We start from the raw sequence: 12,908 nt of genomic DNA, 5'->3' as shown, positions 1-12,908 counted from the left end.
ATTTGCCATATCACCTGATTCTTTAAAACTCACTAATGTTATGTTATAACATATATTTTAGGGGTTTTAAATTAATTTTATGTGTAATCGATATTGGGTATATGTTTTAGGGACATTGTGTGCTCCTGCTTTTGCTGAAGAAAATGTTCAGAAAAATACGCGACTGCATCAATTGGACACAATCATCGTCACTGCAACAGCGAATAACGAAAGCTTGCATGATGTAGCGGTCAGTGCCGATGTGGTGAACGGGCAGTTATTGCGGGAGCGTTATGTCAATGATCTGGCCGATGTGCTAGATGACCGTGTTGGTTTGCAGCAGGTTGGGGTTGGTCTAAACCGAAAAGGTATTTCGATACGGGGTATGAATACTGAACATACCCTGTTTCTGGTGGATGGTCAGCGTATTAATTCATCGGCTTCAGCGATTGCCCATTCTGATGCAGAATTGAATTGGGTGCCTGCCGAAGCGATTGAACAGATTGAAGTGGTACGTGGGCCATTGTCTTCACTGTATGGTTCAGAAGCATTGGGTGGTGTAGTCAATGTGATTACCCGCAAGCCGACCAATGCATGGACAGGTTCATTTTCAACACAGGGCATGTGGAATGAAGCTGATTTGGGCGGTGGCCAATATAAAAGTAGTGCCTATCTGGCGGGACCACTGATTCAAGATAAACTGGGCATCAATTTATGGACAGAATATCGGCATCGGGATTTACTCAAAAATGCCTTTGACCAAAATCTGGCGGATCAGGATCAACAAAAAAATATCAAGGGACATATTGGGCTGTATTGGCAACCAACCAGTCAACAGGCGATTGACCTGATTCTGGAACATGGTCGGGAAGATCGGCAAGACTTTCGTGGTACCTCAAAGGGCTATTATCAGGCCAATGATGAACTCGAACGCACTCGCTACGGCATCAAGCATCAGGGCAACTGGGACTGGGGCAAAAGTACAGTACAATTATATCGCTCTGAGTTATATCGTGAAACTGAACGCACTGATGGCGGAGAGGTGGTGACACCGATCAGGATGCTGGACGATATTGCTTCTACCCAGTTACAGTTTGATACGGGCGCACATCGATGGACGATGGGTAATGAACTTCGTCGTGAAGAATTGCATGATCCGACAGTGAATAAAAAACATAAGGCGCGGCAAAATCACTATGGTGTATATCTACAGGATCAATGGAAACTGAATGATAGAACCCAGTTTGTACTGGGGACACGGGGCGATTTTCATGATGATTTTGGCTGGGAAATGAGTCCAAAATTTAATGCCCAGTTTGAATTTAATGATTATATACGCTTACGTGGCGGTATTGCCAAAGGCTTTAAGGCCCCCTCATTAAAACAGTTGTCACCTGACTATGAATCCAATGCTGCGATGGGCGGACGTGGCATTATTTATGGCAATCCAGATTTACAACCAGAAACCAATACGGCCTATGAGCTTGGTCTGCATTTCCATTATGGTGATTTTGAAAGCTCTGTAGGCTGGTTTCAGAATGATGTAGATGACCTGATTGATACCGTGCGTCGTTCAACCTGTGGTGTTAGGGGCAAGGTCTGTCTGGATTATGTCAATATTACCAAGGCAAAAATTCAGGGTGTGGAATGGACGGGTGATTACCAGATCAACCCTGCATGGGCACTCAATGTCAATTATACCTATCTGGATGCAAAGGATGAAACGACAGGGGAAGCACTGGAGGGGCGATCACGCCATCAGTTCAATACCTCACTGGCCTGGCAGATCAATGATAAATTCAAGACCAAAATTAGACATCAATACCTGAGCAAGCAATATCAAGGCAGTGCAGTACCTGATCAACCTGCGTATAGCTTGTGGCATCTCTATGCAGATTATCAAATCAATTCAGTCTGGGCATTGAATGCAGGTATTGAAAATATTGGGGATGAGCATCTGGCTCGGGAGGAAGCTGGAAGCTATAGCTTTGCTGATGCAGGGCGTCGTTATTTTGTCGGATTTAATATGAGATTCTAGCGGTATGTTCATGCATTTTTTGAATAGGGGCAGCCTAGTTAGCCTGTTGCTACTGTGTTTTATCCAGATGGCATACGCCACACAGGTGGTGGTCTTGCATAATGATTTTGTCGAAGATCACAAGTTTGAAAAGTTGGCAGTGCTTGCAGCCAAGGAAAATGTCAGGCTGCTTGACTGGAATGTCAGCCAGAACGAACAGGGCTTGATGTCTGTACTTGAGCAAAGTGATCTGGTGTTGCTGGATGTACCTCGGCCATCTGACCGTCAGGAGGTGGAAGGCAAAGTGCTGCAGCAACTGGATACCTTTCAGAAACCCTACCTAATCACAGGTGGCGGTTCACCTAAAATTGCAGGACTGCCGCAGGATTTTGGCCATCATTTGCAACAATTGTATGGCAATGGCGGTCTCCTGAATTTCAATCATTTTTTTAAGGCAGTGCAGCTTTGGCATAGTGAACGCAAGGTCAGCCTTACCGAGGTGCAACAGTTGCCTGCTATTGCAGTCTATCATCCTCAGGCTGAACAATATTTTGCTCATGCCAGCGAATATATGGAATGGTATAACAATAACTATCGTTCTAAACAAAGGCCTATGGCACAAGCTGTTTTTATCATTTCTCCCAGTACAGTTACTGACCTGACCACTGAAAAAATAGATCAGTTGATCGCCTTTGCCGAGCAGAAACAGATTGTGCCGATGGTACTGCTATGGAAACAGTCGCAGGCCAAGATGCCATTGTCCAGTTATCTGAAAGATATTCAGGTCGATGCACTGGTCAATATGACCCATGTTCAACAAGGGCAAAAACTGGTGAATGAACTTAGCCAAATCAATGCCCCGATGATTCAGACCTTGACCTTTCAAGGTGATACCGAACAATGGCAAAAGACCCATTCGGGCATTCCAGCCCAACTGGCGGCTATTTTTCTGTCCGTGCCTGAAACATGGGGCTTTAGTGATCCTTTGGTATTGTCCAGCAAGCAAAACGGCAAGGACGTTTGGTTAAAACCACAAGTCAATCTACTACTGGATAAAATTCTAACGTTATCCAGACTGAAACATCTCAATAATGCGGACAAAAAAGTGGCACTCATGTACTGGAACTATCCAGTGGGTGCCAAAAACCTGTCTGCTTCAAATCTGAATGTGCCAGCCAGTATTCTCAATATCCAGCAAGCCATGATTCAGCAGGGCTATCAAGTCCCTGAAATGAATGAAAAGCAGATTATTCAGCAAGCACAGGCATTATTGTCGGTCTATTATGATCATCAACAACTGGACAAATTACAACAGCAACATCTGGTGGCTTATTTTCCTGTACAGGGCTATTTGGATTGGCTAAAAACTTTACCTACGGAACGGCAGAAACAGCTTCCCGATGCCAGCCAGATCAGGCAGCACTGGGCAGTAGTAAAGCAAGGCCAACAGGATTATTTTGCCATTCCATGTTTGCAGGTGGGTAATATGCAGATTTTAGCGCAGCCACCCCGAAGCAGTAAACTGGGGGAAAATTATCATTCGCAAGATGCCATCCCTGACCCGCTTTATTTGGCGACCTATTTATATCTACAAAAAAATAATGATCTTTTAATCCATTTAGGTACACATGGCACACAGGAATGGTTGCCAGGCAAGGACCGTGGTCTGGATTATGCTGATTATCCGTACTTGACCGCTGGGGCGTTGCCCATTTTCTATCCTTATGTGCAGGACAATGTGGCCGAAGCCTTACAGGCCAAGCGTCGTGGTCGTGCCGTCACGATTAGCCATCAAACTGCCCCTTTGTCACCATCAGGTTTATATGATGAGTTGCGGGATATTCACGAAGTCATTCACCAATATATTCAACTGGATGAGGGTTCAGTCAAACAACAAACCCAGCAAGAACTAATGGCAATGGTAGAAAAAAGTGGCATTGCCAAGGATTTAGGTTGGACACAGGCACGAATCAGACAGGATTTTCCTGCATTTTTTAATCAATTGCATGATCATTTACATCATCTTGCCCAGCAACATATACCTCTGGGCCTACATCATTTTGGCCAGAATGCCACCGATGAGCAACGTATTGTGATTGTGATGCAACAACTAGGGCCTAAATATCTTGAAGCCTTAAAACAGGACCCCGATGAGGTATTTAACATTGAGCAAAGTGAAATCAAGAATACGTTGGCTTATCGCTGGCTAGCGCATTATCTGCTCAATCAGCCTGATGAAGAGGCTGAAAAAATGCCCATCAATGATCAACTGAATCAATTTCTACAACAGGCTAAACGTAATTTTAACGATTTATCGGCTGATCAGGAAATGACTAGCTTACTCAATGCCATGCAGGGAGGTTTTGTATTGCCAGGAACAGGTGGTGATCCTGTGCGCCAGCCGCAAAGTGTCAGTGGGCGGAACCTGTATGCGTTTGAGGCCAATAAAGTGCCAAGTCAGTCAGCCTATGAAACTGGCCAACAGACCTTTAATCAACTGATTGCACAATATCAGCAAAAACATGTGGGGCAATATCCCAAAAAAGTGGCTTTTAGCCTGTGGTCATCGGAAACCATTCGCCATTTGGGTGTGACCGAGGCGCAGGTATTGGCTGCACTGGGACTCAAGCCCATCTGGGACAATGCAGGCCGTGTCACCCGACTGGAAATTATTCCAAGGGAACAATTAAAGCGGCCCCGTATTGATGTGGTGATACAGGCCACGAGCGTTTATCGGGATCAGTTCGACATATTTATGCGCTTGTTGGCACAAGCCATCGGGCAGCTTTCTACATTGAATGAGCCTGATAACCAATTGTATCAGCATACGCAACAGCTACAAGCACAACTGATTACAAAGGACATTTCAGCAGAGCAGGCCAGAGCTTTAGCGCAACTCAGGATATTTAGTAACAAGCCAGGTGAATATGGTTCAGGATTGACGGGACATACCCTGAAATACGATACGTGGCAGGATGATAAGGAACTGGCAAAAACATTTCTGAATAACCTGCAATATGCTTATGGTGATAAAACATGGGGCGAGGCCACCCCCAAAAACCTGTTTGCAGAAAACCTGAAAGGTGTGGATGTCGCCATTATGTCACGTTCATCCAATGTGCAGGGCGTATTATCGACTGATCATTCCTTTGAATATCTCGGTGGGTTATCACTAGCGATTCGGGCTGTACAAGGGAAATCGCCTGAACTGTTGATTACTGACCTGCGTCAGAACACCTCTGAGGTAACGGGATTAAAGGATTTCCTGTCAGATGAAATGCGTACCCGTTATTTAAATCCCCAATGGATTAAGGGCATGCAAAAAGAAGGTTATGCAGGAACGCTAGAAATTTTAAACGCCACCAATAACCTGTACGGCTGGAATGTCACTGATCCTAATGTAGTTCGGGCTGACCAGTGGCAGGACATGTATGATACCTATGTACTGGATAAGCGTGATCTGGGCATTAAAAAATGGTTTGCACAGCAAAATCCGTCAGCACAGTTGCAGCTAATGAACCGTATGGCGGAAGCCATCCGTCAGGACTATTGGCAGGCTGATGAGCAGACTCGCCAGCAACTGGCACAAACCATTAAGGAGTTGCAACAAAGCCAGCAGGTAAAACCTGAATCAAAACGTGTCCAGCAATTTGTAGAACAACAGTTATCATATGCACCGAAAGCAACGCAGGTACAGTTACAGCAAATGGTTAAGGATGTTGCATCTGCATCATCAAAACCTGCTGCAAAACAGCCACATCTACCACATACACTGGTCAAAGGGCAGGGCTTACAGCCTAAAACAGCTATAGCACCACAAATGGCAGTTCGAGCATCTGCATTGGTGCAGCCGAAAGTCCAGAAAGTACAGGGTCATACCTTAAAACAGATCCAGCCTAAAACTCAGATAAAACATGAACTGTTATGGGTCTGGCTGGGGGCATTACTGTTCTTGGTCATAGGTGCATTTGGTCAACTTATCCATTATCGAAAATCTTAAAAAAATTCAGGGAAATTTATGCAAATCTCATACATCGAGTCAGTGATCTATCAAATCTCCCATATCTTCCTATGGCCCGTCCTTATTCTGATTTTAAGCGCAGTGGTGTTTGCACTGTTATCACTGGGCAGCTTTCTGATGGAAAGCGTACTCAGAGGTAGGACTACCTATCAGTCGGCATTTGCCCGTTATCTAAGTCAACAAAAAAATCCAGTCAGCAGTGATGATCTGGAATTATGGATTGTCAAAAAACTGGAATGGCTACGCATTGTTTCACGTACCGCACCCATGCTGGGTTTGATTGCCACCATGATTCCAATGGGACCTGCCTTACTAGCATTGTCCTCAGGACAGACCGATCAGGTCGGGCAGAATATGGTGATGGCTTTTTCCTCGGTGATCCTATCATTGGTTGCTGCTTCCATTACTTTTTTTATTCTGGTGATTCGCAGACGCTGGCTACTGGAAGAATTGCGCCAGTTTGAGCGTGGTCAAAAGTATAAGGAGCAAGCTGATGCGCTTTCTTGAGCATGATGAAAGTGATGACCCGATGTTATCGGTAGTCAATCTGATTGATTTGTTTCTGGTGATTACCGTGATTTTAATGATGCTAATTGTCCAGAATCCACTGAATCCCTTTCGTAAGGATGATGTGATCGTGATTGAAAATCCAGGTAAGGCCAACATGAAAATGTCATTTAAAAGAGGTAAGGAACTCAAGCAATATCAGTCAACTGGCGAAATTGGTGAGGGTGAGGGCAGTAAGGCGGGCGTGACTTACCAGCTTGCAGATGGACGCATGATTTATGTGCCAGAATCAGAGTCTCCTACTGCGCCTTAAATCTATAATGAAAAAAGGTGTGATAGAGTACGATTGTAATACCTAGCTCTTGTAAGGTTTAACTTTGGGTGATGGCTTAGATATTGTTGAAGAGTTTTATATTGATGAAAATCAGCAATAAGAAGTATATCATGTTCAAGATATTCAGAAAGGGTTACAGCAGTCAGTTCAGGCTTTAAATTAGCAATAATTAAATTCTAGCTGAGCGTAAGATTTTTAATCTTTTGCGCTGATTTTAAAATAAATAACGCTCAGCTAGAAATCTTATCTAATCAAAATATTAGACTTTAGCTCGTGCTCATATCGATGACAAATCGATATCTCACATCCGAACGTTCTAAGCGTTCAAAAGCCTCATTAATTTGATCCATGCGAATCATTTCACAGTCAGGTAGAATATTCATACGACCACAGAAGTTCAGCATTTCTTGAGTTTCAGGAATTCCCCCAATCATTGAGCCTGCAATACGACGACGCCCCATGATGGCAGGTACGGTAAATAGTTCATCCATTTGACCTAATTGACCTACAATCACTAATGTTCCATCAATATCGAGTAAAGGAATATAGGGATTAATGTCATGTTTGACAGGTACAGTGTCAATAATTACGTCAAATGCATTTAATGCTTCTTGCATTGCTTGAGTATCGGAGGTATCTAGTAAACTATGTGCATCAAGTTCCAAAGCATCAGATTCTTTATTTTTTGAGCGACTGAGAACAGTGACATCTGCACCTAAGCCTACGGCAAGTTTAACAGCCATGTGTCCCAAACCGCCCAAGCCAATCACTCCTACACGAGTACCAGGACCAACATTCCATGTACGAAGTGGGGAATATGTTGTAATTCCTGCACAAAGTAGAGGTGCTGCACGAGCTAAGTCTAGATTATTTGGAATGTTCAATACAAAATGTTCTTTGACGACAATATGTTTTGCATAACCACCACGAGTGTTTTCTTGTGTGATGCGATCTTGTCCATTATAGGTTTCGGTCAAGATTTCACGGCACATATGTTCTTCACCTTTATGACATTGATCACAATGCATACAGCTATCAACAAATGTTCCTACAGCGACATGATCTCCAACTTTAAATTTAGTTACGTCCTTTCCGATAGAAATGACTTTACCAACAATTTCATGACCTGGCACTAATGGGTAAACGGTACGTCCCCAATCGTTTTTTGCCATATGTAAATCTGAGTGACAGACACCTGAGTATAGGATTTCGATATTCACATCATCAGCACGTAATTCACGGCGTTCAAATGTAAAAGGGACGAGAGTCGTGCCTTGTTCTACTGCAGCATAACCAGATTGTGAGCAACGCGACCTGCTCCAATGATTACTAGATGCTTACTATCGGGACGAGCGAGTAGAGTAGCCCCTAATACAGAATCAGCAGCAGTTTTCAGATCGGTAATAATGTGGCTATCAACCAAGCCGCGTAAAATGCCATTTTCAGAAGAATAAACTACGACCACTCCATGAGTATTAGGAAGCCCTATACTTGTATTTCCATTGAAGACAGACTCAGCTTTTATTCTATAGCCCAACCCTTCAATTCTTGCCATACGATTTAATAACATGCCATCTTTAGGGCCTATGAGTGAGTCGTGCAGAGTTGCTTTGGGTTTTTCATGACCTAAACCTAGTGCCTCAATAGCTTCATGCCAATTTAGAATGTCTTTAGCTTGATCGTAGTTTAAAAAATTCATTAGACCTTATATTCCCTCAATAATGGAAAACGTTCTTTCCATTGCCTTTAATGCAAGTTCCTTAGCTTTTTGGTACTTTTCGCTGTAATAGCAATCTTGAGCAATTTGGTAAGAAGGGAACTCTAAAATAAGTACTCGTGATTTTTGTGGGCCTTCTACAAAGTCAGAAGATTTAGTGCCACCAATAATTTGAGCATTAAACTCATTGGCTATTTCAGTCCAAGCATTTACATATTTTTGCATAGAGATTTGATCAGTAATTTCCTGACACTCTATAATCCAATATCCTTTAGGTGCCTGCATTTTTTAATTCCTTTTATAAAATTATTTCTATTCAGGTTTTTTCAACTCAGAGGGGAATCTCGCTTCAAACTCAGCCTTTTTATATGCTTCATATGACTCTTTACTAATAATGACAGCCGATCCTCTACCTCTACGGGTAATTTCTACAGGATGTCCGCCAATAGCTTTATCCATAAGCATAGAAAGTTGCGCTCTAGCATTAGAGTAATTCATGCTATCCATAATTATGCTCCATGATATTAAATGGTTAATTGTGACTAAATTTAATTTCGGTCATTTCGCTTTAATTAGGCAATAAATCCCTATTTAAGAACTACTTATCTCTTAGTTGACAAGAAGGTTGAATTTGTTCTTTTAAGCGAATACTTTTGCGCTGTGAAGCAGCTTTAAAACGACACTGTTTTAAGGCTGTATCTAGAACCAAATTCGGGACTACACGTGGTTTACGATCTTCATCAACAGCAATCATGGTGAAATAACAACTGTTAGTATGGCGTATAGTACGTTGCTGAATATTTTGTGATTCAACTCTAATATCTACTTCCATAGATGTTGTGCCAACATGATTAACTGTGGCCAGAAAAGTTACTAATTCACCTACATGAATTGATTCTTTAAAAATAACTTTATCGACAGATAAGGTAACAACATAACTACCTGAATAACGGCTCGCGCAAGCATAGGCCACTTGGTCTAATAGTTTAAGAATCGTTCCTCCATGAACATTGCCAGAAAAATTTGCCATATCCGGAGTCATGAGGATAGACATTGTTAATTCTGACTGGTCATCTTTATTAAGACTAAAGTGACTTACCACAGCTATTGACCCATATTAAAAAAGATTAAAGTATCAAAACATCATTCTAAAAATAGAAATATAAAAAAAAGGTCAATTTATCTCATAAAAATGATGAAGCAAAAAAACACAAATATGAAGAATATGACATAGAGGGAAAAATGAGAGGTTAGAATATATTTACTTTAATTAATTTGTTTATGTATCTGATTTTTATTTATAATTTTTTAATAAAAATACATTTTTTAATAAAACTCATTTTGTCGACTTTTAATGGAATGTCTATTTTATCCTAAAAATTGCCCATTTTGTTATATGCAAGACATCGGAATGAGGACAAAAATAATAAGAAAAGGATTTTAGGAATTTCTTATGAGAAATATCGGCTCGACACCTGCTGATGATAATGGATGCGCTTGGTTTCATTTAAGCCCATCCAGACTGGTCAAACCACAACTCAAAGAAAAAGTTGAGGCAGACTGGGTCATCGTTGGCGCTGGTTTCACAGGATTATCAGCAGCCCGACAACTTGCCCTAAATTTTCCAAATGATCATATCGTTCTGGTTGAAGCACAGGAAGTCGGTTATGGCGCTTCAGGACGTAATTCAGGTTTTATGATTGATTTACCACATGATATTGGCGCTGCGGACTATATCGGTGATATTAAAATTGCAGAAAAACATCTCAAGTTAAACTTGGCAGCACAAGGTATTATAAAAAAACTGGTTGCAGAATACAAAATTGATTGCCAGATCGAAGCTGCTGGTAAATATCAGGCTGCTGTAGAAAAACGTGGTTTGGCAGTTTTAGAAGCCTATAAAAATGGACTGGAAAAATTAGGTCAGCATTGCGAAATTATTGAAGAGCAGGATATTCCAGAACATTTTGGTACACACTTTTATAAAAAAGCACTCTACACACCAGGCACTTTATTGGTTCAACCCGCGGCTGTTGTGAAAGGATTAGCAGATCATTTACCTCAGAATGTCACGCTCTATGAAAATACGGCAATTACTCAGGTCGATTATGCAAAAAAAATTACCTTGCAATCGGCAAATGGAACCTTGATTGCAAACAAGCTTATTCTCACCAACAATGCTTTTGCCTCTCAATTCGGTTTCTTGAAAGGACGATTACTGCCAATTTTTACTTATGCCAGCATGACTCGGGTACTCACTGAAGAAGAGCAATCTGCCTTAGGTGGCAAAAAAACCTGGGGGATTATTCCTGCTGATCCATTTGGAAGTACCTTACGTAGAACACCAGATCAGCGCTTATTGGTGCGAAATAGTTTTAGTTTCAATACCGATGGCCGCAGCAAACCTCATCTTTTGCCTCGGGTTGCTCAACGCCAAAGAAAGTCTTTTGAAAATAGATTTCCAATGTTACCCAATGTCGAGTTCGAATATACCTGGGGCGGATCGATGTGCCTGTCAAGAAATCATGAATCTTTCTTTGGTCAACTGGCACCGAATGTTTATGGCGCATTATGCTGGCAAGGCCTTGGAACCACCAAAGGCACCATGGCAGGAACATTGTTGGCGGACTGGTTAGCAGGGGAAAGAAATGAACTGATCGACTTTCTTATTTCATCACCTGGCCCAAATGCCAACCCACCGCAACCGTTTTTATCACTTGGTGTAAATGTCAATTTAATGATGGGTCAATGCCGAGCAGGTCAAGAAAGTTAGATGCTAAAAAGTAAATAAAACATTGTTAGCTCATGCATTACGTGCGTCATAACAATTGTTTTCTAAAGAAAGCTGTTAAGGGATAGATAACAGTTTTATACCGTGTAGGTAAAGGAGTTTATATGCGTAATAAAATACCTTTAGAGGAAGTTCCTTTAAATAAATTTCACAAAAAACTGACCATATATTCGGCAGGTGGTCCATTTCTGGATGGCTATGTGTTAAGTATCATCGGTGTTGTCATGCTCCAGATCTCTTCTGCATTACATCTGTCTTTGTTGTGGGAAGGGTTGGTTGCTGCATCAGCGCTAGTTGGAATTTTCTTTGGCGGTTTTCTTGGTGGTTGGCTAACCGATAAAATTGGTCGTAAATTACTCTATATTTTAAATCTGGTCGTGATCGTCGGTTTGTCCGTTGCTCAGTTCTGGGTTGAAACGGCGTTAATGCTGGTAATTTTGCGTTTCTTTATTGGCGCTGCTGTTGGAGCAGATTGTCCAATTGCAACGTCATTACTGGCAGAGTTCTTACCGCGTAAAAATCGTGGACCACGACTTTCAGCATTAGTTACTGCATGGTTTTTAGGTGCGGCAGCGGCATATATTATTGGTGAGTTAATTTTACAAATTGCTGGGCCAGATGCATGGCGTTGGGTACTTGCAAGTGCCATTTTGCCAGGTGCATTGTTCTTGATAGGGCGTTTAGGTACACCTGAATCTGCACGCTGGCTCGTCAGTCAAGGGCGAATTGCTGAAGCGGATAACGTGATCAAAAAGATTTATGGTGCTGAATATTCTGTAGAAGATCTGTCTGAACAACAAACTGATGCAAAGAATAAAGTATCTGTGATGTCTTTATTCCACTCAGGCTATGGTAAGCGCACTTTATTCGTCGGTTTATTCTGGACCTGCTCAATCATTCCTTTATTTGCCATTTATGCTTTCGCACCGAAAGTCATGCTAGCGTTAAATTTAACTGGTGATATGGCAAAGTGGGGCGCCGTGGCGATTACGGTACTGTTCTGTGTCGGATGTGTTGCTGCAACCATGACAATCAATACAGTTGGCCGTAAAAGAATGTTATCGCACAGCTTCTTTTGGTCAGGTTTAATGTTGCTATTACTAGGCCTTTTCCCAAGTGCATCTCCTTTAATTATTCTGATTCTATTTGGTGCTTATGCCGTATTCATTGGCGGCGCTCAGGTCATGCAATATGTCTATCCAAATGAGTTATTTCCAACCGAAGTTCGGGCTACAGCAGTAGGTTTAGGCACGTCATTATCACGTATCGGCGCAGCGGCAGGAACTTACTTTGTGCCTCTATCATTGGCAAACTGGGGCATTGGAACGACCATGCTAATAGCCGCTGCCATCAGTTTAGTCGGGTTATGGGTAACACGGGCATGGGCACCCGATATTGATGTTGTAGATTTACATCAGGCTGCTTCATTAAATAACAATTAACTCCATTATATAAACCACTTTATCTAGATGATATAAAACAAATAGTTAGCTCCTTTTCTGGAGGAGCTATAGAGATTTTTTGTCTTAAAAAAATGGATAG

General features: G+C 42.0%; 10 protein-coding genes and 1 pseudogene. 6 read left to right on the top strand and 5 right to left on the bottom strand.

The window, feature by feature from the left end; all coding sequences use genetic code 11:
* Nucleotides 1–79: 79 nt before the first annotated feature.
* Genes IAE19_RS10590 through IAE19_RS10575 form a run of 4 tightly spaced genes read left to right on the top strand, consistent with a single transcriptional unit; the run spans nucleotide 80 to nucleotide 6,837 of the window.
* Nucleotides 80–2,017 (top strand): TonB-dependent receptor domain-containing protein, encoded by a 1,938-nt coding sequence (locus IAE19_RS10590; RefSeq protein ID WP_200460900.1) that lies wholly within the window; start codon nucleotides 80–82, stop codon nucleotides 2,015–2,017.
* 4 nt (nucleotides 2,018–2,021) lie between these two features.
* Nucleotides 2,022–5,996 carry a cobaltochelatase subunit CobN gene (cobN, locus tag IAE19_RS10585; protein WP_320159416.1) on the top strand — a complete coding sequence of 1,325 codons (3,975 nt, stop codon included), beginning with the start codon at nucleotides 2,022–2,024 and terminating at the stop codon, nucleotides 5,994–5,996.
* A gap of 18 nt (nucleotides 5,997–6,014) precedes the next feature.
* Nucleotides 6,015–6,524, top strand: a complete 510-nt coding sequence (locus IAE19_RS10580; RefSeq protein WP_227612240.1) for a MotA/TolQ/ExbB proton channel family protein — start codon at nucleotides 6,015–6,017, stop codon at nucleotides 6,522–6,524.
* The gene (locus IAE19_RS10575; RefSeq protein ID WP_200460898.1) at nucleotides 6,511–6,837 is read left to right on the top strand and encodes a DUF2149 domain-containing protein; all 327 of its coding nucleotides are present in this window, start codon (nucleotides 6,511–6,513) and stop codon (nucleotides 6,835–6,837) included. The genes IAE19_RS10580 and IAE19_RS10575 overlap by 14 nt, the downstream gene beginning before the upstream one ends.
* Before the next feature lie 287 nt (nucleotides 6,838–7,124).
* Here IAE19_RS10575 and IAE19_RS10570 read toward each other — a convergent pair.
* From IAE19_RS10570 to IAE19_RS10550, 5 genes and pseudogenes are all read right to left on the bottom strand, one after another.
* Nucleotides 7,125–8,153: pseudogene (locus IAE19_RS10570) on the bottom strand (NAD(P)-dependent alcohol dehydrogenase); the annotation flags it as partial.
* Nucleotides 8,138–8,413, bottom strand: a complete 276-nt coding sequence (locus IAE19_RS16625; RefSeq protein WP_227612248.1) for a hypothetical protein — start codon at nucleotides 8,411–8,413, stop codon at nucleotides 8,138–8,140. The pseudogene IAE19_RS10570 and the gene IAE19_RS16625, both read right to left, overlap by 16 nt.
* 150 nt (nucleotides 8,414–8,563) lie before the next feature.
* The gene (locus IAE19_RS10560; RefSeq protein ID WP_200460896.1) at nucleotides 8,564–8,860 is read right to left on the bottom strand and encodes a DUF1330 domain-containing protein; all 297 of its coding nucleotides are present in this window, start codon (nucleotides 8,858–8,860) and stop codon (nucleotides 8,564–8,566) included.
* Nucleotides 8,861–8,887: 27 nt separating this feature from the next.
* On the bottom strand, nucleotides 8,888–9,082 hold the full coding sequence (locus IAE19_RS10555) for a type II toxin-antitoxin system Phd/YefM family antitoxin (RefSeq protein WP_200460895.1): 195 nt from the start codon (nucleotides 9,080–9,082) through the stop codon (nucleotides 8,888–8,890).
* 91 nt (nucleotides 9,083–9,173) lie between these two features.
* Nucleotides 9,174–9,629: an acyl-CoA thioesterase gene (locus IAE19_RS10550; RefSeq protein WP_200460894.1), complete on the bottom strand. Its 456-nt coding sequence runs from the start codon at nucleotides 9,627–9,629 to the stop codon at nucleotides 9,174–9,176.
* Between the two features lie 399 nt (nucleotides 9,630–10,028).
* On the opposite strand from IAE19_RS10550, the gene IAE19_RS10545 reads away from it, so the two are divergent.
* Both IAE19_RS10545 and IAE19_RS10540 read left to right on the top strand, forming a co-directional pair.
* On the top strand, nucleotides 10,029–11,348 hold the full coding sequence (locus tag IAE19_RS10545) for an NAD(P)/FAD-dependent oxidoreductase (RefSeq protein ID WP_200460893.1): 1,320 nt from the start codon (nucleotides 10,029–10,031) through the stop codon (nucleotides 11,346–11,348).
* A 122-nt stretch (nucleotides 11,349–11,470) separates the two neighbouring features.
* Nucleotides 11,471–12,808, top strand: a complete 1,338-nt coding sequence (locus IAE19_RS10540; RefSeq protein WP_200460892.1) for an MFS transporter — start codon at nucleotides 11,471–11,473, stop codon at nucleotides 12,806–12,808.
* Nucleotides 12,809–12,908 lie beyond the last annotated feature (100 nt).

This window comes from Acinetobacter sp. S40 (assembly GCF_016624705.1).
In the GTDB taxonomy this organism is placed as follows: Bacteria; Pseudomonadota; Gammaproteobacteria; order Pseudomonadales; family Moraxellaceae; genus Acinetobacter.
The sequence above is the reverse complement of the archived record's forward strand: the minus strand, read 5'-3'. Positions and strand labels throughout refer to the sequence as shown.